Origin of the sequence: Albidovulum salinarum (genome assembly GCF_025673475.1) — a bacterium.
GTDB lineage: Bacteria > Pseudomonadota > Alphaproteobacteria > Rhodobacterales > Rhodobacteraceae > Albidovulum > Albidovulum salinarum.
Genome location: NZ_JAOVQO010000013.1, coordinates 1 through 21,936 on the forward strand (window position 1 = coordinate 1; position 21,936 = coordinate 21,936).

Annotated in this window: 26 protein-coding genes; 7 read left to right on the plus strand and 19 right to left on the minus strand. The window is 66.6% G+C overall.

Translation table 11 applies throughout. The features are described 5' to 3' along the window. On the plus strand, nucleotides 1–281 hold a 281-nt coding region (locus OEZ60_RS14015; protein WP_263337431.1), incomplete at its 5' end, for an adenylyl-sulfate kinase. A 57-nt stretch (nucleotides 282–338) separates the two neighbouring features. Here the strand turns inward: OEZ60_RS14015 and OEZ60_RS14020 are convergent. From OEZ60_RS14020 to OEZ60_RS14030, 3 genes are all read right to left on the minus strand, one after another. Beyond that, nucleotides 339–824, minus strand: coding sequence for a cytochrome b (locus OEZ60_RS14020; RefSeq protein ID WP_263337433.1), 486 nt, complete (start codon nucleotides 822–824; stop codon nucleotides 339–341). An 86-nt stretch (nucleotides 825–910) separates the two neighbouring features. After that, nucleotides 911–1,138, minus strand: coding sequence for a DUF1150 domain-containing protein (locus OEZ60_RS14025; RefSeq protein WP_263337434.1), 228 nt, complete (start codon nucleotides 1,136–1,138; stop codon nucleotides 911–913). Nucleotides 1,139–1,152: 14 nt separating this feature from the next. Further along, the gene (locus OEZ60_RS14030) at nucleotides 1,153–1,569 is read right to left on the minus strand and encodes an Hsp20 family protein (protein WP_263337436.1); all 417 of its coding nucleotides are present in this window, start codon (nucleotides 1,567–1,569) and stop codon (nucleotides 1,153–1,155) included. Nucleotides 1,570–1,766: 197 nt separating this feature from the next. Here OEZ60_RS14030 and OEZ60_RS14035 point away from each other — a divergent pair, with 197 nt between their 5' ends. Next, entirely contained in the window at nucleotides 1,767–1,973 is a 207-nt protein-coding gene (locus tag OEZ60_RS14035; protein WP_411709805.1) for a YdcH family protein, read from the plus strand. A 7-nt stretch (nucleotides 1,974–1,980) separates the two neighbouring features. On the opposite strand, the gene OEZ60_RS14040 is transcribed toward OEZ60_RS14035, so the two are convergent. Further along, the gene (locus OEZ60_RS14040; RefSeq protein ID WP_263337440.1) at nucleotides 1,981–2,382 is read right to left on the minus strand and encodes a DUF3995 domain-containing protein; all 402 of its coding nucleotides are present in this window, start codon (nucleotides 2,380–2,382) and stop codon (nucleotides 1,981–1,983) included. Between the two features lie 142 nt (nucleotides 2,383–2,524). On the opposite strand from OEZ60_RS14040, the gene purE reads away from it, so the two are divergent. Beyond that, complete coding sequence (gene purE / locus OEZ60_RS14045; RefSeq protein WP_263337441.1) at nucleotides 2,525–3,010, plus strand: 5-(carboxyamino)imidazole ribonucleotide mutase; 486 nt, start codon at nucleotides 2,525–2,527, stop codon at nucleotides 3,008–3,010. Beyond that, nucleotides 3,003–4,073, plus strand: coding sequence for a 5-(carboxyamino)imidazole ribonucleotide synthase (locus OEZ60_RS14050; protein WP_263337442.1), 1,071 nt, complete (start codon nucleotides 3,003–3,005; stop codon nucleotides 4,071–4,073). The genes purE and OEZ60_RS14050 overlap by 8 nt, the downstream gene beginning before the upstream one ends. Nucleotides 4,074–4,076: 3 nt before the next feature. Here OEZ60_RS14050 and OEZ60_RS14055 read toward each other — a convergent pair whose 3' ends face one another. Continuing rightward, complete coding sequence (locus tag OEZ60_RS14055; RefSeq protein ID WP_263337445.1) at nucleotides 4,077–4,865, minus strand: cyclase family protein; 789 nt, start codon at nucleotides 4,863–4,865, stop codon at nucleotides 4,077–4,079. 94 nt (nucleotides 4,866–4,959) lie between these two features. Further along, nucleotides 4,960–5,685 (minus strand): alpha/beta fold hydrolase, encoded by a 726-nt coding sequence (locus tag OEZ60_RS14060; RefSeq protein WP_263337447.1) that lies wholly within the window; start codon nucleotides 5,683–5,685, stop codon nucleotides 4,960–4,962. A 75-nt stretch (nucleotides 5,686–5,760) separates the two neighbouring features. Here OEZ60_RS14060 and OEZ60_RS14065 point away from each other — a divergent pair, with 75 nt between their 5' ends. Beyond that, nucleotides 5,761–6,213 carry an NUDIX domain-containing protein gene (locus tag OEZ60_RS14065; protein ID WP_263337449.1) on the plus strand — a complete coding sequence of 151 codons (453 nt, stop codon included), beginning with the start codon at nucleotides 5,761–5,763 and terminating at the stop codon, nucleotides 6,211–6,213. Further along, a complete protein-coding gene (locus OEZ60_RS14070; RefSeq protein WP_263337450.1) occupies nucleotides 6,210–6,701 on the plus strand; it encodes a GreA/GreB family elongation factor in 492 nt (163 codons plus the stop codon). The genes OEZ60_RS14065 and OEZ60_RS14070 overlap by 4 nt, the downstream gene beginning before the upstream one ends. Here the strand turns inward: OEZ60_RS14070 and OEZ60_RS14075 are convergent. The 4 genes from OEZ60_RS14075 to OEZ60_RS14090 form a co-directional block, all read right to left on the minus strand. Continuing rightward, on the minus strand, nucleotides 6,692–7,549 hold the full coding sequence (locus OEZ60_RS14075; protein ID WP_263337452.1) for a DMT family transporter: 858 nt from the start codon (nucleotides 7,547–7,549) through the stop codon (nucleotides 6,692–6,694). The genes OEZ60_RS14070 and OEZ60_RS14075 overlap by 10 nt on opposite strands. A gap of 263 nt (nucleotides 7,550–7,812) precedes the next feature. After that, a complete protein-coding gene (locus OEZ60_RS14080; RefSeq protein WP_263337455.1) occupies nucleotides 7,813–8,610 on the minus strand; it encodes an alpha/beta fold hydrolase in 798 nt (265 codons plus the stop codon). A 191-nt stretch (nucleotides 8,611–8,801) separates the two neighbouring features. Further along, nucleotides 8,802–10,442 carry a chaperonin GroEL gene (groL, locus tag OEZ60_RS14085; protein ID WP_263337456.1) on the minus strand — a complete coding sequence of 547 codons (1,641 nt, stop codon included), beginning with the start codon at nucleotides 10,440–10,442 and terminating at the stop codon, nucleotides 8,802–8,804. Nucleotides 10,443–10,490: 48 nt separating this feature from the next. After that, the gene (locus tag OEZ60_RS14090) at nucleotides 10,491–10,778 is read right to left on the minus strand and encodes a co-chaperone GroES (RefSeq protein WP_263337459.1); all 288 of its coding nucleotides are present in this window, start codon (nucleotides 10,776–10,778) and stop codon (nucleotides 10,491–10,493) included. A gap of 205 nt (nucleotides 10,779–10,983) precedes the next feature. Here OEZ60_RS14090 and OEZ60_RS14095 point away from each other — a divergent pair, with 205 nt between their 5' ends. Beyond that, nucleotides 10,984–11,976, plus strand: coding sequence for a TraB/GumN family protein (locus tag OEZ60_RS14095; protein WP_263337463.1), 993 nt, complete (start codon nucleotides 10,984–10,986; stop codon nucleotides 11,974–11,976). A gap of 27 nt (nucleotides 11,977–12,003) precedes the next feature. Here the strand turns inward: OEZ60_RS14095 and OEZ60_RS14100 are convergent, their stop codons facing one another. From OEZ60_RS14100 to OEZ60_RS14140, 9 genes are all read right to left on the minus strand, one after another. Continuing rightward, nucleotides 12,004–13,626, minus strand: a complete 1,623-nt coding sequence (locus tag OEZ60_RS14100) for an amidohydrolase (RefSeq protein WP_263337465.1) — start codon at nucleotides 13,624–13,626, stop codon at nucleotides 12,004–12,006. Nucleotides 13,627–13,727: 101 nt separating this feature from the next. Beyond that, nucleotides 13,728–14,510, minus strand: a complete 783-nt coding sequence (locus tag OEZ60_RS14105; protein ID WP_263337466.1) for a methyltransferase domain-containing protein — start codon at nucleotides 14,508–14,510, stop codon at nucleotides 13,728–13,730. 35 nt (nucleotides 14,511–14,545) lie between these two features. Beyond that, nucleotides 14,546–15,430 carry a dimethylsulfoniopropionate lyase gene (locus OEZ60_RS14110; RefSeq protein WP_263337468.1) on the minus strand — a complete coding sequence of 295 codons (885 nt, stop codon included), beginning with the start codon at nucleotides 15,428–15,430 and terminating at the stop codon, nucleotides 14,546–14,548. After that, complete coding sequence (locus tag OEZ60_RS14115) at nucleotides 15,427–16,266, minus strand: ABC transporter permease subunit (protein ID WP_263337471.1); 840 nt, start codon at nucleotides 16,264–16,266, stop codon at nucleotides 15,427–15,429. The genes OEZ60_RS14110 and OEZ60_RS14115 overlap by 4 nt, the downstream gene beginning before the upstream one ends. After that, entirely contained in the window at nucleotides 16,266–17,210 is a 945-nt protein-coding gene (locus tag OEZ60_RS14120) for an ABC transporter permease (protein ID WP_263337473.1), read from the minus strand. Before OEZ60_RS14120 ends, OEZ60_RS14115 begins: the two co-directional genes overlap by 1 nt. Before the next feature lie 4 nt (nucleotides 17,211–17,214). After that, nucleotides 17,215–18,378, minus strand: coding sequence for an ABC transporter ATP-binding protein (locus OEZ60_RS14125; RefSeq protein ID WP_263337475.1), 1,164 nt, complete (start codon nucleotides 18,376–18,378; stop codon nucleotides 17,215–17,217). 46 nt (nucleotides 18,379–18,424) lie between these two features. Next, a complete protein-coding gene (locus OEZ60_RS14130) occupies nucleotides 18,425–19,528 on the minus strand; it encodes a polyamine ABC transporter substrate-binding protein (protein ID WP_263337477.1) in 1,104 nt (367 codons plus the stop codon). 40 nt (nucleotides 19,529–19,568) lie between these two features. Beyond that, the gene (locus OEZ60_RS14135; RefSeq protein WP_263337478.1) at nucleotides 19,569–20,789 is read right to left on the minus strand and encodes an aromatic ring-hydroxylating oxygenase subunit alpha; all 1,221 of its coding nucleotides are present in this window, start codon (nucleotides 20,787–20,789) and stop codon (nucleotides 19,569–19,571) included. Further along, entirely contained in the window at nucleotides 20,786–21,934 is a 1,149-nt protein-coding gene (locus OEZ60_RS14140) for an aromatic ring-hydroxylating oxygenase subunit alpha (RefSeq protein WP_263337479.1), read from the minus strand. The genes OEZ60_RS14135 and OEZ60_RS14140 overlap by 4 nt, the downstream gene beginning before the upstream one ends. Nucleotides 21,935–21,936: the final 2 nt, after the last annotated feature.

A 21,936-nucleotide genomic window follows, 5' to 3' on the forward strand; every position in this document is an offset into this window, starting at 1 on the left:
ACACCGCCACGCGGCGCGCGGTGCGCGAGATGATCGAGGCCTTCGGCGCCTTCATCGAGGTCCATGTCGCGACCTCGCTTGAGGAATGCGAGCGCCGCGACCGCAAGGGGCTCTACAAGCTCGCCCGTGAGGGCAAGATCAAGGAGTTCACCGGCGTCTCGGATCCCTACGAGGAGCCGCAGAACCCCGAGCTCAAGGTCGAGACCGAGAACGTCGACGTCGACAACTGCGCGCATCAGGTGATCCTGAAGCTTGAGCAGATGGGACTGATCAGGGCCTGACGCATAAAGATAGAGAAGGCCCCGAGGAACTCCTCGGGGCCTTCTCTTTTACCCCTGTCACCCTGCGCGGCGCATCCGTCTCAAGAGCCCGTCCTTCAACACGAAGTGGTGAAGCATTGCGCCGGCGACATGTAAGGCGACCAGCGCGACGAGAAGGTTGAACATCGCCTCGTGGACGTCGCCCAGATCCCGAATCCCTCCGAACCAAGCGGCGAGGCCGGTGGCGGGCATCGCGATCATCAGCGCGTATAGCGACCAATGCGTCACTGCGGCGACGGCCTTCACGCCCGGATGGCCGCCCTCGGGCGCCGCTGGCGCGCCATGCCGAAGCCGCAAATACAACCGCGCGAGCGCCAGCGCGAGAATTGCGCCGCCTGCGACGACATGAACGAGCAGCGCGCCCGGTCCGACCTCCTCGCCGCGACCGAAGGCGCGCCACGCGGAGGCAATCGCATTCCCGCTGCCATAGCTCACGACGATGAGCGCAAGAACGATCCAGTGCAGTGCGATCTGTACGCGAGTATACCCTGACGCCTGTTTCATCTGCTCCTCACACATTCCCGGCGGATATCATCCGCCTTCGACCGAACGCGTGGCGCGACGAAATCCGTCGCGAAGAAATCAGATGCTCAGTGGACGCTGACCGGAGCCATGTCGTTCTGGCGCGCGAGGATAAAGGCCATCTCGCGGTCCTTGACCAGCGCCAGCCGCTCGCCGCTCGCATCATGGACCGCGTAGAGCGTGTCGAGACCGTCCGCCTGCGCCTGGATCTCCTCGGGCAGGTCGGAAACCTCCACCGCGCGGACATAGACGATGCGCTCGCCCGCCTCGGGTCCGAAGTCGTACTTGGTGTGCATGTTACCCTACCTCCTTACCCTTTGGTGATGCGGATCGTCTGCACCACCTTCTCCGGCACCGAGCGGCGCAGATCGACATGGAGAAGTCCGTTCTCCATCGTCGCGCCGGCGACGTCGACGCCCTCGGCCAGAACGAAGCTGCGCTGGAAGGCCCGCGCGGCGATGCCGCGATGCAGGAACACGCGGCCCTCGTCGGCATCGTCGGCCTGGCGGCCGCGAATCATCAACTGCCGGTCCTCGACGGTGATGCCGATGTCGTCCTCGCGGAAACCGGCCACCGCCAGCGTGATGCGGAACTCGTGCTCGGAGGATTGCTCGATATTGAACGGCGGATAGCCGTCATTGCCGGACTTGGCTGTGCGCTCCACCAATCGCTCCAACTGGTCGAACCCCAGAAGGAAAGGGTGGGCGGCAAAGGTCAGTTTTGTCATCTCTGCATGTCCTCGGATACAAGCGACACATCGCGGAACCCCGGTTTCCGGCAGTCCCGCACTGGGAATATGGATATCTCGCGCCGCCGCGACAAGGCATGGCGACGCTAAATGCTTCCCGCAATCACGCGGAATTGCTATCTTTCCAAGGCCGCGATGCCGCGACTCAAGAACACAGGGATGGAATGAACGTCCGAATGGAAATGGACAACACGGAGGTTCTGCGCGTCAAGCTCGAGGTACTCCGACAGGAGCACCGCGATCTCGACGAGGCGATCCATTTGATGGAGACCTCCGGCCGCGCCGATCAGCTCACGCTGAAGCGGCTGAAGAAGCAAAAGCTGATGCTGAAGGACCAGATCGCGCGGATCGAGGACATCCTTACCCCCGACATCATCGCCTGACCCCCAATCAGACCGCGAGCCACCAGAACCCCGCGCCGAGCGCGAGGCAAAGCGGCCCAAAAAGCCGCCGGTCGAGTGTCGCGAAGGGCTCCTCTGGATAGCGCCGGCGCCAGGCCGGCAGCCACGCCGCGACGCCGCGTCCGGCGAGGATCGCGCCCGTTAGCGCGAGCGCGAAGTCGCGCGGCAGGCCCGGCGCCCACCAGAGAAACGAGGCCGCCGCCATCAGTGCCGATGCGCCCAGCGAACAGGCCACCGCACCCGGCATATCCTGTCGGCCCGGCGTGCCGATCACCGCCCGCGCCAGCGCCGCTTCATCGCGTAGCGGAAACCAGAATCCGATTCCCCAGGCGATGTGCAGCACCGCCAAGAGCATGAGGATCGTCGTGAGCGCCAGGACGAGAAGCGTCATGACGGCACCCTAGCGCGGGCCCCGGCGCCGTCAACCGCCGCCACCGGGCGCAATCCGCCCCCGATCCGCCGGTTCGGGCCCTTGCCCCGCCCCCGCCCGTCGCTATAGTGCGCGCTCCATTCCGGGGGTGAAGGACAGCACCATGAGCGTGAAGGTCGGCATCATCATGGGGTCGCAGTCCGACTGGCCCACGATGAAGGAGGCGGCATCGGTTCTCGACGAGCTGGGCATCGCCTACGAGGCGAAGATCGTCTCGGCGCACCGCACGCCCGACCGGCTCTGGGCCTATGGCAAGGCGGCTACGGACCGGGGCTTGCAGGTGATCATCGCCGGCGCCGGCGGAGCCGCGCATCTGCCCGGCATGATGGCCTCGAAGACCCGCGTCCCGGTGATCGGCGTGCCGGTCCAGACCAGGGCGCTTTCGGGCGTCGACAGCCTCTATTCCATCGTCCAGATGCCCAAGGGCTACCCGGTCGCCACGATGGCCATCGGTGCGGCCGGCGCCGCCAATGCCGGGCTGATGGCCGCCGGTATCCTCGCCCTTCAGGACCCCGCCCTCGCCGTCCGGCTCGATGCCTGGCGCGACGCCCTTTCCGCCTCGATCCCCGACGAGCCCAAAGATGACTGACACCCTGCCCGCCGGTTCCGTGATCGGCATTCTCGGCGGCGGCCAGCTTGGCCGCATGCTCTCCGTCGCCGCCGCGCGGCTCGGCTACAGAACCCATATCTACGAGCCGATGGCCAATCCGCCGGCGGCCGATGTCGCCCATGCCGTGACGACCGCGCCCTACGAGGATCTCGCCGCACTTGAAGCCTTCGCGAAGTCGGTCGCCATCGTCACCTACGAGTTCGAGAACATTCCGACCTCGGCCTTGGACGCGCTCGAGGCGCATTGCCCGATCCATCCGAACCGCCGCGCGCTCTCGATCAGCCAGGACCGGCTTATCGAGAAATCGTTCCTGCGCGATCTCGGCCTGATGACCGCGCCCTATGCCGCCGTCGACGACGCCGCCGACCTCGCCGAGGCCGTCGAGGAGATCGGCACGCCGTCGATCCTCAAGACCCGGCGGCTCGGCTATGACGGCAAGGGCCAGGAGCGGCTGAAATCCCCCGATGACGCCGAGGCGGCGCTGGCCGCGATGAAAGACGCGCCGGCGATCCTCGAAGGCTTCGTCGAGTTCAGCCACGAGGTCTCGGTCATCGCCGCGCGCAGCCTCACCGGCGAGGTCGCGGCCTTCGATCCGGGCGAGAACGTGCATGTGGGCGGTATTCTCAGCACGACGACCGTGCCCGCGCGGCTGACCGAGGCCCAGCGCACCGACGCCGTGCTCCTCGCCGCCAAGATCCTCAACGCGCTGAAATATGTCGGCGTCATGGGCGTGGAGCTCTTCGTCACGAAGAAGGGCCTCATCGTCAACGAGATCGCGCCTCGCGTGCACAATTCCGGCCACTGGACCCAGAACGGCTGCGCCGTCGACCAGTTCGAGCAGCACATCCGCGCCATCGCGGGCTGGCCCTTGGGCGACGGATCGCGCCATTCCGACGTGGTGATGGAGAACCTGATCGGCGACGACATCGCCCGCATCCCCGCGATCGCGCGCGAGAAGCACACGGCGATCCATCTCTACGGCAAGGCCGAGGCGCGGGCGGGCCGCAAGATGGGCCATGTGAACCGCGTCACCCCGCGCTAAGCGTCAGCCCCCGGGCAGATGCGCGACGATCCTGAGGGGGCCGCCCGAGCCGCCCTCGATCATCATCGGCAGCGCCACGATCATCGCGCCAGTCGCGGGAAGATCGCTCATGTCGCCGACATTCTCGAAGGCCGGGATGTTGTGGGTCATGAGCTCGACATGGGCCGCGAAATCCTTCGACTGGCCATAGTCGATCGACGGCGTGTCGATCCCGACGGCGGCGATCCCGCGTTCCACCAGCAGCGCCGCGCCATCGGCCCCGAGACCGGGGAAATGCAGCTTCGCCACCGCCTCCTCGCCGCGCTCGTCGGTCCCCATATAGGCGGTGCGGTCACCGTAGAGCCCGGCCCGCCCGGTGTTCAGGAGCACGATCGTGCCGGCCCCGATCGGCCCGTGCTCGGCCTCGAACGCCTCGATATCGGCGGCGCTCACGCGGTAGTCGACATCGGCCGCCGCCTTTTCCGCCACGTCAATCACCACGCCCGGCCCGATGAGCCGGTCGAGCGGCACCTGATCCGTCGTATGCGCCCCTTCGGCGAAGTGGATGGGCGAGTCCATATGGGTGCCACCGTGCTCGGCGGCGGCGAAATTATAGGCCGAGTAGAACCAGCCGCCCTCGGTATGGCCGTGGAAGACCTCGGTCTTGGTGAACATCTCGGCCGTCGGCCAGTAGACCGAGTTCTCGTTGAAGGGATGGGTGAGGTCGATCCAGCGCCCCGCGGTGAGGTCCTGCGCCGTGGCCGACAGCGCGAGGCCGCACCAGAGGACGGCGGTCGACAGTCCGGTATGCATGGCAATCCCCCTGTCTGAGGTCGAGCGGCGTTGCAAGGCGCCGCGGCCATTCACAGGGTAGCGCAGCCGGACCCGGCGACCAAGTCGCCAAGGCTCACTCGATCAGCCGCTCGGCGGCCTCGAGATAGGTGAGGTCGTGGTCGAACCGGCCTTCCGCGAGGAACTCCAGAACCTGGGCAATCACCAGCGGGTTGTTCATCATGAAAGTGTGCGTGACGGGCAGCACGATATGATCCCGCATCCCGCCGATCCGCGTGCTGTCGACGCTGACCTTGCCATCGTCCTCGCCCTTGATCACCGCCGAATAGACCGGGTTGAGCGACCGGTTCCCCGCGATGATGCCAAGGTCGAACTGGACCGCCGGCAGCGCGTTCGGAACACTTCCCGGCCCGGTGCCAAGCTCCAGCCCCGCCGGGCCGTTGATCCAGCGGAACGGGCCGAGATCGCCGAAGGCGTCCACCAGCTCCGAGCCGTGGTTGGGCGGCGCCAGCATCACCACCCGCCCCATCCGCTCCGGCCGGTTGTCGGCCAGCCAGGCCCGGACCAGGATGCCGCCCATCGAATGGGTGACGAACGACACCTGCTCCGCGCCGCATTGTCCGACCGCGGGGCCGACATATTCGGCCACAAGTTCGGCGACCGGCGCCTTCGTGGACGGGTAGTCGACGTTGATCACCTGGTGCCCTGCCCGCTCCAGCGCCGCCCTCATCACCAGCAACGACGTGTCGGTCCGCGCCAGCCCATGCAGCAGCACGATGCAATCGGCCCGCACGGGGCCGGCGGCAATGGTCGCAAGGGCGAGAAGCAGCGGCTTGATCATGGTTCTGACATAAGAAATTCTCGCCCGCGAAGCGAGCCCCTTGCTCTCGCCCCGACGCTTCGTCACTCTGGCGCGATGAAATCCCGACTGCCCCGTCTGGCAACCCGCGCCATAATCCTCGCCGAGGGGAGGCTTCTGCTCGTCAACGCCTTTGCCGGCCGGCGCTCGGATCTCTGGTGTGCGCCGGGTGGTGGGGTGGAGCCGGGCCGCTCGCTGCCGGACAATCTCAAACGCGAGGTGCACGAGGAATGCGGGCTCGACATCGCGGTCGGGCCGCTCGCGCTGGTCAACGAGTTTCACGATCCGCGCACCGGGTTCCATCAGGTCGATCTCTTCTTCCGTTGCACGATCACCGGAGGCCGGCTCGATCCCGGCTGGGCGGACCCGTCGCGCGTCGTTCATACCCGCCGCTTCTTCGCGCGAGAAGAGCTGCAAGATATCCGGCTGAAGCCCGACAGCCTGCCGCGCATCGCCTTCGGCGCGGAAGGACCCGCCCATTACGACCCGCTGGAGGTCATCGTCCAATGAGCCGCGCCTTTGTGAAGGAGGACGGGCCCGACAACGAGCCCCTCCCCGATCTTCCCGTCTCGCCGCATCCGAACTACGTCACGCCGCGCGGGCTCAAGGCCTTGCGCGACCGGCTCGCGACACTCCAGGCCGAGCTTGCCCGGCTCAAGGCGCGCGCCGAGCGGCTCGACAAGCTGCCGGAAAAGGCCGCAGAGCGCGATATCCGCTACGTCGAGGCGCGGCTCCGCTCGGCGATCCCCGTCGACCCGGCTGACCAGCCCTCGGGCGAGGTCGCCTTCGGCGCGCGGGTGACCGTGGCCGACGAGGACGGCGCGGAGGCGGTCTACGAGATCACCGGCGAGGACGAGGCCGACGCGAGCCTCGGCCGCATCGCGCCGCAATCGCCGCTCGCGCGCGCGCTTCTCGGCGCGCGGGTGGGCGACGTGGTGGAGTGGAAACGCCCGGCGGGGCGGGCGGAGCTGGAAATCCTCGCCATCGCCTATGCCTGACGGGCCGGGCGCACCGCGAAGGCGACGCCGCCGAGGACGAGGATCGCCGAGAGCGCGAAGCGTAGGGTAAGGACCTCGCCCAGAAGCGCCATCCCGCCTACCAGCGCGATCACCGGCACGGTGAGCTGCGCCACCGCGCCCCGCGCGGCGCCAAGCTCGGGCAGCACGCGGTACCAGAGCGCGTAGCCAAGCCCCGAAGTCACCGCGCCCGAGATCACCGCGAGGAGCACCCCCGCCGCCGTCGCCGGAACCGCGTCCGCCGGGGCGTATGCGAAGACGAGCCCCGCCACCGGCACCGCGAGGATGAAGTTCCAGGCCGTGGCGCCGAGCGGGTCGCGGGCGCCCCGCGCCGAGAGCGAGTAGAAGCCCCAGCCGATCCCCGCCGCCGCCATCAGCGCAGAATGCAGCAGGACCTCGCCGGCGCCCGATCCCGGCGTAAGGAGGTAGACCAGCCCGAGGAAGGCCATTCCCGCCCCGACCCAGCGCCGGGCCGGCACCCGCTCGCCTAGCGCCAGCGCGCCCGCGAACATCGTGACCTGCACCATCCCGAAGAGGATGAGCGCCCCCGACCCGGCATCGAGCGCGAGATAGGCGAACGAGAAGCCGAAGAGATAGACGAGCAGCGACAAGGATCCCGCGACCCGCCCCCGTGTACCGGGCCAGACCGCGCCGCGCCCGGCCAGTGCCCGCAGCCCGACCAGCGCCCCGAGCATGCCCGCCCCGGCCAGAAGCCGGATCACCGCGAAATCGACCGGACCGATCAGCCCCGTCCCGACCGCCATCCGGTTCAGCACCGAATTCGCGGCGAACGCCGTCATGGTCAGCGCGGTGAGCAAGAGCAGTCGCATGGCCCTGCGTACACCGCCATGCCCGCGCCGCCAACGGCCTTCGTCGCGCGACCGGAGGGGTTAAGTCCTGCGCCCAACGCGGATCATGGCGGGCGTGGTTTCTTCTCCGGAAACGGGAGCAGCGTTGCGTCGTGGCGACGGAGGGCGTGCGTCGACCACCAGCCACGCGCCCGCATTGCGGAGCATGGCCGACGGTCGCGCGAAATCGACGAATCGCCGAGGTGTTCGCGCACCATCCCCTGGAGATCACGTCCAGCGGCTGTTCATGGCCGGATGGTCCGCTCGATCAGCTCGTTGACCTGTGCTGGGGTCTCGATGGACGATGAATGGCCCGCCCGCGTGAACACGACCAGTTCCGATCCCCCGATGGCAGCGTGCATGCGTCGGGATTTTTCGGGCGCGGTGGCCACGTCCTCGTCTCCGACACCGATGCCGACGGGCAGATCGATCCGCTCCAGAAGATCGACGCAGCCGTCGCGGTCTATCACGCTGGCGACCGCGCGGGTAATGCCGACGCGGTCATTTGACAGGATCGCCTGCGACCACCGTTCCCGGTCCCTTGCCCGGGACGGATCCGTCAGGAATGTCCGTCCGAACATGATCGGCATCACGCGACCGATGACGGCCCAAAGACCGATCCAGCGGGCGATGAAGTTCAGCATCCGGTATTTCGGGACATTCTCTCTTGGCTCGGGGTCGGCGGTGGTTTCGAGCAGGGTCAACGACTTCAACAGGTCCGGATGGCGCGCCGCCAAACGCATGCCGACGAAGCCGCCCATGCTCAGACCGACAAAATGGCACGGTGCGACGCCAAGATGTCGGATGAGAGCCGCGGCATCCTCGGTCAGGGTCTCGATATCATACCCGATCTTGGTCACGCCGCTCTTGCCCTGGCCTCGGTGATCGTAGGCAACGCAGCGGTATCGGTCCCGGAAATGGGCCACCTGCGCCTCGAACATGGCGCCGCTGAACAATAGCCCGTGCGAGAAGACGATCGTGTCGCCATCTCCGCCAGTGTCGGAAAAGTAAATGCGCGCGCCATTGAGTTCGGCGTATGGCATGCCACTGTCTCCTTCACAGGCCATCGGACGGCAGACTAACACACCCCGGTCGCGGGCACAGTTATCGGTCGATCAAGATCGGTAACCGCCCGTTCGGGGCCCACACCGATCCGACGCACAGCCAAGTCATTCCCAAGAAGAAAGGGGCCCCTCGCGGAGCCCCTTCCCTGTTCCTAAGCGGAACGGCGTGATTACATCATGCCGCCCATGCCGCCCATGTCGGGCATGCCGCCGCCGGCAGCACCCTTCGGCTCGGGCTTGTCGGCGACCATGGCTTCGGTCGTGATCAGGAGACCGGCCACCGAGGCCGCGTCTTCCAGAGCCGTCCGGGTCACTTTCGCCGGGTCGATGACGCCGAACTTGAACATGTCGCCATATTCTTCGGTCTGGGCGTTGAAGCCGAAGGCGAGGTCCTTCGATTCACGGACCTTGCCGGCCACGACCGCACCGTCGACGCCGGCGTTCTCGGCGATCTGGCGCAGCGGCGCTTCGAGCGCGCGGCGCACGATGGCGATGCCGGCTTCCTGGTCGCCGTTGTCGCCCTTCATGCCTTCGAGAGCCTTCGCCGCCTGGACGAGCGCCACGCCGCCACCGACGACGATGCCTTCCTGAACGGCCGCACGGGTCGCGTTCAGCGCGTCATCGACGCGGTCCTTGCGCTCTTTCACTTCGACTTCGGTCATGCCGCCGACGCGGATGACGGCGACGCCGCCAGCGAGTTTCGCAACACGCTCCTGCAGCTTCTCACGGTCGTAGTCCGAGGAAGTTTCCTCGATCTGGGTGCGGATCTGGGCGACGCGCGCCTCGATCTCGGACTTCTCACCGGCGCCGTCGACGATGGTGGTGTTGTCCTTGGTGATCGAGACCTTCTTGGCGCGGCCCAGCATGTCGATGCCGACATTCTCGAGCTTCATGCCGAGGTCTTCCGAGATGACCTGACCACCGGTCAGGATCGCGATGTCCTGCAGCATGGCCTTGCGGCGGTCGCCGAAGCCCGGCGCCTTCACGGCGGCGATCTTCAGGCCACCGCGGAGCTTGTTGACGACGAGCGTGGCCAGGGCCTCGCCCTCGACGTCTTCCGCGATGATCAGGAGCGGCTTTTGCGACTGGATGACCGACTCCAGCAGCGGAACCATCGGCTGCAGCGACGAGAGTTTCTTCTCGTGCAGGAGGATCATCGCGTCTTCGAGCTCGGCGATCATCTTGTCCGGGTTGGTGACGAAGTACGGCGAGAGGTAGCCGCGGTCGAACTGCATGCCCTCGACGACTTCGGTCTCGGTCTCGAGGCCCTTGTTCTCCTCGACGGTGATCACGCCCTCGTTGCCGACCTTCTGCATCGCGTCGGCGATCTGACGGCCGATCTCGGCCTCGCCGTTCGCGGAGATGGTGCCGACCTGAGCGACTTCGGCGGAGTCAGCGACCTTGCGGGCCGCGCCCTTGATGTGCTCGACGGCCTTGTGCACGGCGAGGTCGATGCCGCGCTTGAGGTCCATCGGGTTCATACCGGCGGCAACCGACTTCAGGCCCTCGCGGACGATCGCCTGGGCGAGAACGGTCGCGGTGGTGGTGCCGTCGCCGGCCTCGTCGTTGGTGCGGGAAGCGACTTCCTTCACCATCTGCGCGCCCATGTTCTCGAACTTGTCGGAAAGCTCGATCTCCTTGGCGACGGTGACGCCGTCCTTGGTGATGCGCGGGGCGCCGAACGACTTGTCGATCACGACGTTGCGGCCTTTCGGGCCAAGCGTCACCTTCACCGCGTCGGCGAGGATGTTGACGCCCTTGAGCATCCGGTCACGGGCATCGGAATTGAATTTGACGTCCTTAGCAGCCATGTTGGCTTCTCCTGGTTGTCTGGATGGAATTCGAGGTCAGCGGGGGTCTCAGGCGATGATGCCGAGAATGTCGCTTTCCTTCATGATGAGCAGCTCTTTGCCGTCGATCGTCACTTCCGTGCCCGACCACTTGCCGAAGAGGATGCGGTCGCCGGCCTTGACCGACGGCGCGATCAACTCGCCGGAATCCTTGCGCGCGCCTTCGCCGCACGCCACGACTTCGCCCTCGGCCGGCTTTTCCTTGGCGCTGTCGGGGATGATCAGACCGCCCTTGGTCTTCTCGTCGCTTTCCACACGCTTGACCAGCACACGGTCATGAAGCGGTTTGAAATTCATCTGGTCACTCTCCCTTGGGGTTCCAGGTTGAAGGATGGTTAGCACTCTCTTCGGGTGAGTGCCAACGAGCCGTAGTTAGGCGTCGCCCCAGCGCGAGTCAACTCCTGCGTCGCGCAAAATTTCTGCGACTTTCACATGGCCCTGCCACGCCGTCCGTGCAAGGATGCCCGGACAGTGAATTTCTGTATGCAGCGAGGAAGTTCCGATGCTTCGCACCGCCTTGGTCTGGCTCATCCTGGCGTTTACCGTGAGGGCGGCGGCAGCCGCCTGCAACGGCGAGGACCTCGCCCCGACAATGGCGCCCGATGACCGTGCCGCGATCGACGCCGCCATCTCGGCGGTGCCCTATGCGCGCGGCAATGCCTGGCTGGCCCAGCGCGGCGATGCGCGGCTGTTCCTCGTCGGCACCTACCACCTCGATGATCCACGCCACGACGCGGTGCTCGAGCGCATTGCCCATGCGCTCGACGAGGCGACGGTCGTCCTGGTCGAGGCGGGACCGGACGAGATGGAGAAGCTGAAGTCCGAAATGACTCGGCGGCCTGACCTTCTGTTCACCACCTCCGGCCCGACCCTGCCCGAGCGCCTCGACGAGACCGACTGGCAGATGTTGGTGGACGCGATGCGCGAGCGCGGCGTCCCGGCCGTCCTCGCCTCGAAGATGCGGCCCTGGTACGTCTCGATGATGCTCGGCATCCCGCCCTGCGCCATGGCGGAGATCGGGGCGGGTTCGAGCGGCCTCGATGCGCGCATCATCGCTCGCGCGGAGGCTCGGGGAATTCCGTTGCGGGCGCTGGAACCCTACGACACGATCTTCGGGCTGTTCGATGCGGTGCCGCCGGAAAAGCAGCTCGACATGATCCGCGCGACGCTCGCCATGAGCGAGCAGGCCGAGGACTACGCCGCCACGCTGACGGAGGCCTATTTCGCCGAGGATGTCCGGCTGTCGTGGGAACTCGGCCGGCTCGCGGCTTACGATCTGCCGGGGATGACGCGCGACGAGGTCGACGGCGATCTGGTCCTAATGGAAGAGTCGCTGGTCAACCGGCGTAACCACGCCTGGCTTCCGGTGCTGGAAGCCGCGGCCGAGGAGGGGCCGGCTTTCGCGGCGTTCGGCGCGATGCACCTGTCCGGGGAGGAGGGCGTGCTGGCACTTTTGGAACGCGAGGGCTTCACGATCGAACGCCAGCCGTTCTGAAAGCTGACACCCCGGCCGGCCGGGGCGTCACGCCCGTTCGAACACCACGACCCCGCCGACCATCGTCATGTCCACCTGCGTGGCACCGATCTCGTGCACCGGGCAGACGAAGACATCGCGGTCGAGCATGACGAGATCGGCATGCCTACCGATGCCGAGCGTCCCGGTATCGGCGCTCCGCCAGGCCGCCGCTGCCGCCTGCACGGTGTAGCCCGCAATGGCTTCGGCGCGCGTGATGCGCTCCTCAGGCAGGAACGGCGGCACCCGTCCCTCCGCGACGGGCGGCTGGCGCGTGACGGCGGTTTCGATGATCTCGAACGGGTTGAGAGTCGAGACACCCCAGTCGCTCGACAGCGCCATGCCCGCGCCCGCGTCGAGGAGCGAGCGGAAGGCGTAGATCCAGCGGCTGCGGTCGTTGCCGACCAGCGACACGGCGGCATCGGTGACGGCAGGCTCGTTCCTAGCCCAGAGCGGTTGCACGTTCGCCATGACACCGAGGGGGCGGAATCGCGGAAGGTCGGCGGGGTCGATGAACTGGATGTGGGCGATCTGGTGTTGCGAGGGCCAGTCCGCGTTCGCCCCGCGCGCCGCCTCGCACCCGTCGAGCGCGGCGCGCACTGCCATGTCGCCGATGGCATGGACATGGATCTGGAACCGCGCGGCGTCGAGCGCGGTGAACATCTCCGCGATCTGGCCGGGATCGAACATCAGCGGCGCGTTGCCGCCGGTCTCGTCCGCATAGGGGGCGATCATCGCTGCGGTGCGGTTCTCGATGACCCCGTCGAGGAAGAACTTGGCCGAATGGACCTTGAAGCGCGGACCACGGGTCATCGCGCGAAAATCCGAAAGCCGCTCCAGCGCCTCCGCTGTCGTGTCGAGTGCATTGACGAGCGCCGCCGAGGCCACGCGCAGAGTGAGATCACCCGCAGTGTCCAGATCCCTGTAGATGCGGATGTGCCGCTCCTCCACCCGCGGATCGAGGACGCCCGTGAAGCCGTGGCTGTGGGCGAGCGCCTGCGCCCACAACACGCCCTTGGTAAAGTCGGCGTCCGTCGGTCGGGGCATCCGGCTTTCGGCCCAGTCGACGGCCTTTTCATAGAGCATTCCGGTGGGCTCTCCGCGCGCGCCGCGCACGAAATGGCCGTTCATGGGATCCGGCGTCTCCGCCGTCAACCCCAGCGCCGCGCAGCCGAGTGTGTTCAGGCAGGCGCTGTGGCCGTCGGAGGAGACGATCAGGCAGGGCCGGTCCGGCACCGCACGGTCAAGGAGATGGCGGTCGAGGTTCCCGGCGTGAAAGATGACCGCGAGCCATCCCGTCCCGTTCACCCAGGGCTTTTCGTGCGTGGCGGCGAAGGCCGACAGCGTGGCGACAAGCTCGCCCGGCGTCCGCGCAGCGGTGAGGTCGGCATTCTGGCTGTAATCCAGCCCGCCATCCTGAAGATGGATATGAGTATCCTGAAAGCCCGGCAGGACGAGCCTGCCGCCCGCATCGATCAGCTTGGTGGCATGACCGGCCATGCCGCGGATATCGGCGTCGGACCCCAGCCCGGCGACACGCCCGTCTCGGATCGCCAAGGCCTGCGCGCGGGGGACGGCGCCGTCCATCGTGACGATGCGCGCATTGAGAACGATCGTGTCGGCGGGCCGCATCGGAACCGCCTTTCAGACCAGAATCCGAATGCCACACCGACGCAGGGCGCGGCGCTGCGACATGCAGACAATTCTCCCTCTCGACACTCCCCCGGCCGTGATCATGGCTTCCGAGCCCTCAGATGGGTCGGGCAGTGTTCGCCGCTGTCGAGAACCGGGATCATCCGCTCCCATATGCCGATGTTTTCGTCGATGAAGTCCTGCCCGACGACATCGGCCGCCGCCCTGCCCACCGGCCCCTTCAGCCGCTCCAGTTCGGACTTCGCCGCGGCGCGATACCAGTCGTTGCGGCTCGTGATCGTGATGTCCGTGAAGCCCGCCACCGCCATCGCGTCCCGGTAGCGTCCGGGCGACGCCATGCCGAAATCGAGCCCCTCGGCGGCGATATAGGCGGCCATCTCGGGGCTCGGGTCGCCGTCATGCCCGATCAGCCAGTCCGAGGCGAGGAACCAACCGCCGGGCCGGAGCACGCGGAACACCTCGCGCATGAGCGCGTGCTTGTCGGGGATGTGGACGATGGAATCCTTGGAAAACACGATGTCGAAGCACGAAGGCGGGAACGGCAGCGGGCCCGGCGCGACCTTCAGGCATCCGATGCGGTCGCCGAGCCCGGCCTCGCCGATCACCTCGCGAGCACGGGCAAGCACCGTGTCCTCGACGTCGATCCCCGAGACGTAGCCCGCGCCGTGGTTGCGCACCAGCGCGACGTCGATCCCGCCCGCACCGCAGCCGATGTCGAGTACCGCCCTGCCGCCGATGTCGATGCCGGCGACGACGCGGCCCACCTCGTCCGGTCCGCCGGGCGACAGGAACCCCGTACCCCAGAGGGCTTCGAGTGTCGCGACGAGCCGATTGTGGTAGAGTTCTCCGCCTTCCGCTTCCATCGTCCTTTCTCCCTGCTTGCCCGGCGGCCGTGCCCTCAGGCCTCGATCACGCCGCGCTCGAGCGTGTCCCAGTCCCCGGCCGGAATGATGCGCGCCGGTTCGTTCGCGTCCTTCGTCCAACAATAGATGCAGAGGAACGGCCGGGGCCCGACCTTCGTCAGATGCGGCACGTCGGGCTCGTTCCAGACCGGCTCATGCGCCGGCTTGATCACGAGCGGGGCGTCGGGCGCGAAGCGCCAGCCGTGCGGCCCGGTCAAAGGCGCATAGAGCTCGGGCGCGCTGTGGGCGTGGTCGCGATAGAGCAGACCCGGTGCGATCAGGAACAGGCCGAGGTCGACGTCCTCGGCGGGGATCGCCCCCTCTCCGATCAGCGAGGCATAGGCATGGCCCGCGCGGAAAGCGGCACCGATCTCCTCCGGCGGATAGCTGTCATAGGCGCGCCAGCCAAGGTGCGGCATGGCCTCCTCGATCGCGGCCGCGAGGGCGGGCCGCTCCGTGGCGAACGCCGCCAGCGCATCGGGAAGATGCGCGCGCACGACCGCGAGGTCGGACCGCGCGCCCGGTCGCACCGGACCGTCGCGATGCGCCGCGAGACCCGCGCGGGTCTCCGAGATTCCCGGCCCGGAAAGCCCCGCCAGATAGCGGTCGATTTCGCCCAGAAGCCCGCGCAGCGCCAGTTCCCGGTCCGGCTGCGGCCGGGGCGGAATGTCAGCCTTCAGAGCGCGGGCGTTCAGAAGCCCGGCCGGGTCCTCGCCATCGCGGGCCGAACAGATGCGGTAAACCTCCAGCACTTCCGCGGACATGAGCCCCTTGCGGTAGAAATGCATCGCCGCCGCATAGCGGACCCGGCCCGAGCCGGGTTGCCCGAACCCGCCATGAAGCTCCGCGAGCGCCTGAAGGTCGTCGGCCGGCAACGTCATTGGTTGGCCTGGTAGGCGAGTTGGATATCGCGCTCTCGCGCCTTCTCGGCCCGGTTGAGAAGCCATCCGGCGATGAAGACCCCGATCCCGACGATCACCACGGTGATCGTGGCGAGCGCGTTGATGTCCGGCGTCACGCCGAGCTTCACCTTCGACCAGATCAGGATCGGCAGGGTCGTCGTCCCCGGCCCGGTGGTGAAGTTCGTGATGACCACGTCGTCGAGCGAGATCGTGAAGGCGAGAAGCCAGCCCGACATGATCGCGGGCGAGATCACCGGCAGGGTGATGTCCTTCATCACCTGCCAGGGGCGGGAGCCCAGATCCATGGCCGCCTCCTCGATCGCCTCGTCGGCCTGGACGAGCCGGGAATGGACGATGGTGGTCACGAAGACCATCGAGAAGGTGATATGGGCGAGCGTCACCGTGGTGAAGCCGCGCGTCGCGGGCCAGCCGATATACTCCGCCATCAGGATGAAGAGCATCAGCGAGGCGATGCCGGTGATCACCTCTGGCATCACGAGGGGCGCCGTCACGAGCCCGGAAAAGAGCGTCCTTCCGCGGAACCGCTTGAACCGGGCCATGGCGATCCCGGCCATCGTGCCGAGGATGGTGGCGAAGGTGGCGCTGAGGACGGCGATCTCGATCGACAGGATCGCGGCCTTCAGCACCTGCCGGTTAGACAGAAGCGAGACATACCACTTCGTCGAGAACCCGCCCCAGACGGTCGCAAGGCGCGATCCGTTGAACGAATAGACCATCATCGACAGGATCGGGATGTAGAAGAACGCAAAGCCGAAGCAGAGCATCGTGATCAGGAAGACCGGACGGCGGTTCATCAGCTCTCTCCCTCCGCCTTCTTCTTCTCCAGCGATTTGCCCTCGAAATAGGTATAGGCCATCAGCGGCCCGACGAGGAGGAGCAGCAGCGCCACCGCGACGGCGGACGCCATCGGCCAGTCCCGCGCCGAGGCGAACTCGTCCGAGATCACGCGCCCGATCATCGGCCGCGAAGACGACCCGACGAGCGAGGGGATGATCAGCTCGCCTGATGCCGGGATGAAGACCAGGAGCGACCCTGCGATGATGCCCGGCAGGGACAAGGGAAGCGTCACGTCGCGGAAGACCTGGAAGGGGCGCGAGCCGAGATCCATCGCCGCCTCGTTCAAGGACAGGTCGAGCTTCTCGAGGTTCGCGTAGAGCGGCAGGATCATGAACGGCAGGTAGGAGTAGACCGTGACCAGCACGACAGCGAAGCCGGTGTTCATCATCGGGATGTAGCGCAGCGCCATGTCGGCGGGCATCACCCAGTTATAGGCGCCGGTCAGGAGCTTGTTGAACCAGCTGTTGGTCCCCATCAGCCCCATCCAGGCATAGACCCGCAGAAGGAACGAAGTCCAGAAGGGCAGGATCACCAGCATCAGGAGGACATTGCGCCACGACCGGCTGACGCGCGTGAGGCCCAGCGCCATCGGGTAGCCGATCAGGAGGCACATGAGCGTGGCGAGCGTCGCGTTGCCGATCGAGTTCAGATAGGCGCGGACATAGAGGTCGTCGTGGATCAGCCGCGCGTAGTGGTTGGTGTTCAACACCGGATAGTCGCCGCCGAAGGAGAACGGCGGCGCGGTCGGCGTGCGCGTCGCGAAGCTCATCGCGATCACGATGACGAAGGGCAGCAGGAAGAACAGCGAGAGCCAGACATAGGGCGTGGCGATCGTGATCTTGATCCAGCCGCGCCGGTTGAACCATCTGCGAAATCCCGGTGACCGATGCGCCGCTTCCATCGCTTCAGTCCTTCAGGAGGATCGCTGCCGCCGGCTCGAACGAGAGCCAGACCGCGTCCTCCCAGTCGGCGACGCGCTCGTTCTCGCCCACGCGCCGCGCATTGACCGAGTTGACGGACATGACGCGACCGGAGGGCATCTGGATGCGGTAGAGCGAATCCTTCCCGAAATAGGCGAGGTCGCGGACCTTGCCCGGAAAGGCATTGGCCGTCGCGGGCTTCCCGCGCGAGATCGTGAGTTTCTCGGGCCGGATCGCCAGCGTGATCGGCTGGCCGGGCGTCAGCCCCGGAATCGCGCGCGCCTCGACCATGCCGCCAAGTTCCGGCACCTCCACCTCCGCCGTGTCGCCCTGGGTGGCGCGGACCGTGGCGTCGAAGAAATTGATCGACCCGATGAAGCCGGCGACCAGCTTCGAATTCGGATACTCATAGACCTCGGTCGCGGTGCCGGTCTGCATGATGCGGCCCTTGTCCATGACCGCGAGGCGCGACGAGAGCGTCATCGCCTCCTCCTGGTCATGCGTCACGACGATGAAGGTCGTGCCGGTCTTGTCCTGGATGTCCATGAGCTCGAACTGCGTCGCCTCGCGCAGCTTCTTGTCGAGCGCCGCGAGCGGTTCGTCGAGCAGCAGAAGCTTCGGCTGCTTGGCAAGCGCGCGCGCGAGCGCCACGCGCTGGCGCTGGCCGCCGGAAATCTGGTGCGGCTTGCGGTGGGAAAAGTCGGAGAGCTGCACGAGCGCCAGCATCTCCCGCACTCGATCCGAACGCTGGGACGGCGTCATGTCCATGTGTTTCAGCCCGTAGGCCACGTTCTTTTCGACCGTCATGTGGGGAAAGAGCGCGTAGGACTGGAACATCATGTTCACCGGGCGCTCGTAGGGCGGCAGGTCGGTCATGTCCTGGCCGTCGATGAAGATGCGCCCCTCGGTCGGGTCCTCGAACCCGGCGAGCATCCTCAGAAGCGTGGTCTTGCCGCAGCCCGAGCCGCCGAGGAGCGAGAATATCTCGCCCTTGCGGATTTCGAGGCTGACGGAGGAGACCGCCGTGAAGGCTCCGAACCTCTTGGTGACGCCCTCGATACGGATGAAGGGCGTTTCCTTGATGGCCGGCGCGACGGCGCGCGGGAATTGCGCAATCTTCGCGTCGGCAGTGGTGGCCGGTTCGGGCATCTCGGCGGTCTCCTCCGGTAGGTGGTGGCAAATGCGCGATGGGCGATCAGCCCGACTTGATCTCCTGCCACGCGCGGGTGATGGCGCGGTCCTGCTCCTCGCTGAAGGGCTTCGGCGCCCACATCCGGCCGATCGTCTCGGCATCCGGATAGACCGCCGGATCGTCGAGGATCTCCTTCAGCACGAACTCCCGCGAGGGTACGTTGGCATTGGCGTAATAGGTGTAGTTGGTGCAGCCCGCCGCGACTTCCGGCTGCATCATGAAGTCGAGGAACTTGTAGGCATTGTCGCGGTTCGGCGCGTCCGAGGTGATGCACATCACGTCGACCCACGCCGGCGCACCGGTCTTCGGCACGAAATAGGCGAGGTTCATCTCGATCCCGGCCTCGGCCGCGCGGCCCGCCGCCGTCGCGTAGTCGCCCGACCAGTTGTTGATGGCGCAAAGCTCGCCGTTCGGGATCGCGTTCAGGTAGTTCGTGTTGTCGAAGGTGCGGATGTACTGGCGGATCGGTTTGAAGGCCTCCACGACCTTCTGGTAGTCCTCGACATTCGTCGTGTCGCCGTCGAGCCCGAGGTATTTCAGCACCATCAGCATGATGTCGGTCGGGCTGTCGAGGATCGAGATGCCGCAATCGGCGAGCTTCGCGGCATTCTCGGGATTGAAGATCAGGTCCATCGAGGTCATGTCGGCATCGGGGATCCGCTCGTTCACCATGTCGACGTTGTAGGTGAAGCCGACCGAGCCCCACATGTAGGGCATGCCGTATTTATTGTCCGGGTCCCAGCCCGACAGGATGCGCAGGATCTCGGTGTCGAGGTTCTTCCAGTTGGGCAGGAGCGACTTGTCGAGCTCCTCGTAGATGCCCGCCGCGATCACCCGCGGCATGTCGATGCCGGCATGGTCGACGACGTCGTAGCCGGTCGATCCGGCGAGCATCTTTGCCTGCATCTCCTCGGCCGAGGAATAGGTGTCGTAGACGACGCCGATCCCGGTCTGTGCCTCGAAATCGGCGAGCGTCGTCTCGCCGATGTAGTCGGCCCAGTTGTAGACGTTGACGGTTCCGGACTGCGCCCAGGACGGGCGCACATAGGGTGTCGCCAGCGCCGCCCCGATCGCGGTGAGCGTCGTTCGTCTCGTCAGCTGTGTCATGCCTTGTCTCCTCCCTTGGTCTTCGCCGTACCTACTGATGTTATTGGGTTTTCGCGCCGGCGCTACGCATTTCTTCGTTGACGTGGGCGAGTTCATCCTCCGGTGGCGCCGCATCCAGCGTCACGACCGGAAGCAGCGCGCGCAGCCGGTCGTGATGGGCCCGCACGCCGAACTCGAGATCTGACAGGTGGAAGTTGTCGAAAGCTGAAGACTTCATCGACTCGTTGGACCAGATCGAGAGCTGCTGGTCCTCGTAGGATGTCTCCCGATCGATCCGATAGGCGAGGTAGCGCGCCGCCCGCTCCTCGCGCGTCTCGTGGGCGCGCCGGTAAAGCCGCCCGCCAACGACGGTCTCGTTCAGCGAGAGCGGAATGTCGTGGTAATACTGCGCGCCGTCCGGGGTGAAGGCGATGACCGAGTTCGGGAAGATGCCGTAGTAGCTCCAGCTGCGCCGCAACCGCTCCGGCAGCCATTCGCGCTCGGGGCTGAACTTCGTGTAGAGCTTGACCGACCAGAGCCGGCCCGGCTGGTCGCCGAACTCGCCGATGGAATGCGATATCCCGCCCGGATAGACCAGGTCCCGGTAGCTCCGGCCGTAAAGATCCTGAAGGGCGGGATGCGCCATCGCGACGTGATAGCCCTCGTTGTCCACGTCGCGCACCGATTTCCAGTTGACCGGCAGCGGTTCGAACGACCACCGGCCGAAGGCCTCCGTGGAGAGCAGCTCTTCCGCGCGATAGGCTTCGAAATCGGCGTCGAACGGCTTCATGAGCTCGGCGACGCTGGGCTGCGGGCCGGGCCGGAACCGCAGGAAGATGAACCCGTGCCAGATCTCCATCTCGACCGGCTTCAGGCCGAACTCGCCCCGGTCCAAGTCGCCGAAACTCTCGGGCCGCGCCGCCCCCCTGAGCGTGCCGTCGAGATTGTAGACCCAGCCGTGGAACGGACAGACCATCGCCGACTTGCACTGCCCCGCCTCGCCATCGACCAGCCGAGCGCCGCGGTGGCGGCAGAGGTTGTGGAACGCGCGCACGACGCCATCCTTGCCGCGGACGATCAGCGCCCGTTCGTTCAGGAAGTCGAACGCCAGCCAGTCGCCCTGCCCCGGAACGTCGCTCACATGGCCCGCGATCTGCCAATGCGTCAGCAGCACCTCCGAGCATTCGAGATCGAAGAGCGCCTGTGAGTGGTAGGTCCAGCCGGGAAGGCCGCGGCGGTCCCAGTCGTTCGGAACGGGAATGGCTTTCAAGCTTTGGTTCATAGCGTCTCTCCTGCGGTCGTCTCCATCTGTCGGCGCACCCAGTCGTGGAACCTCAGGATGTCGAATTCCTGCGGCATGAGGCGGCCGCCTGCATATCGGGCGGATCGGAGCCCGCGCTGGTTCATCTCGCAGGCCTCCGCATCCTGGGACATTACGAGCGTCGCGAACTCCGCGACCGACGCGGCATCGAACCCCGGCTGGGCCAGCGTTTCCTCCGAAAACAGCCATTCCGCCGTGAGCCGCGTCCGCTCCGGCCCGAGCGGCATAAGCGAGACGGAGCGCACATAATCGACATGGGCGACGACGAACATCGTGGGATAGATCGTCACGAAGTTGTGGCCGTTGGCGCGTTCCTCTGCTGTCAGGCGCATGAACTCGGGGCCACAGGGCTCGCCCGTCATGGTCCAGGTCCGCGCCTTTTCGCGCAGGGCCGGGGGTCTCGGGGCGTCGCCGGTCCAGCCGGGCGCCTCCTCTGGCGACATGATCCCGTCGCGGTAGACCGGAACCATGTCGCAAAGCTCGGGGTGAATGCCCGGACAGTGCAGGCATTCGTTGTAATTCTCCCAGAAGACCTTCCAGTTGCAGGCGATCTCCTTGACCACGCGGTGCCCGGTGCGAAGGTCCTCCATCGGCCAGTTGTCGAGCGCCGCGAGCCCGAGATCGGGGGCAAGTTCTTCCGGCTCATCCGCGAGGCAGAGGAAGACGAAGCCGTTCCAGATCCGCACGCGGACCGGGAAGAGGCCATGATCCTCCTTGCGGAAATCCTCCGTCGGCGTGGCGTGGGCCGTCGAGACGAGCCGCCCTCCGGTGTCGTAGGCCCAGGCGTGATAGGGGCAGCGGATGAGCTTGCCGAGCTCCTGCCGGTCCTTCGTGCACAGTTCCGATCCGCGGTGGCGGCAGGCGTTATGGAAGGCGGTCACCGTGCCCTTGCCATCGCGGCAGAGAACAACGTTGTGGCCCGCCAGATCGAACCTCCGCATCGTCCCCGGCGCGAGGTCCGAAAGCCGCCCCGCCGCGATCCAGTTCCGCGACCAGATCGCCTGTCGCTCGCGCTCGTACCAGTCCGGATCGACATAGGCCGCCGCCGGAAGGGTCTCGGGGCAGTGATCGAGGAGCGGCGAGGCGGGATGGCGGTGTTCGGTCATCG